Origin of the sequence: Paraburkholderia sp. SIMBA_027, assembly GCF_046535315.1 — a bacterium.
In the GTDB taxonomy this organism is placed as follows: domain Bacteria; phylum Pseudomonadota; class Gammaproteobacteria; order Burkholderiales; family Burkholderiaceae; genus Paraburkholderia; species Paraburkholderia tropica.
Map to the genome: position 1 here is coordinate 1 of NZ_JAWRWY010000345.1, position 288 is coordinate 288.

Genomic DNA, 288 nt, shown 5'->3' on the forward strand with positions numbered 1-288 from the left:
GTCGTCAACACCAACCTCACCGGCCTCTTTAACATGACCCATCAGGTCTGGGGCGGCATGCGTGACCGCAGCTTCGGCCGTATCGTCAATATCTCGTCGATCAATGGCAAGAAAGGCCAGATGGGGCAGGTCAACTATTCCGCTGCCAAGGCCGGCGATCTCGGCTTCACCAAGGCGCTGGCGCAAGAGGGTGCGGCGAAGAACATCACGGTCAACGCCGTCTGCCCCGGTTATATCGGCACGGAGATGGTTCTTGCGGTTCCGGAAAAGGTGTTGAACGAGCGGATC

The 288-nt window shown here is 59.0% G+C and carries 1 protein-coding gene; it reads left to right on the forward strand.

Annotated features, from left to right (window positions below):
• Positions 1 to 288, forward strand: a 288-nt coding sequence (locus tag SB764_RS39360; RefSeq protein WP_410866659.1) for an SDR family NAD(P)-dependent oxidoreductase, incomplete at both ends; no start/stop codon positions are given.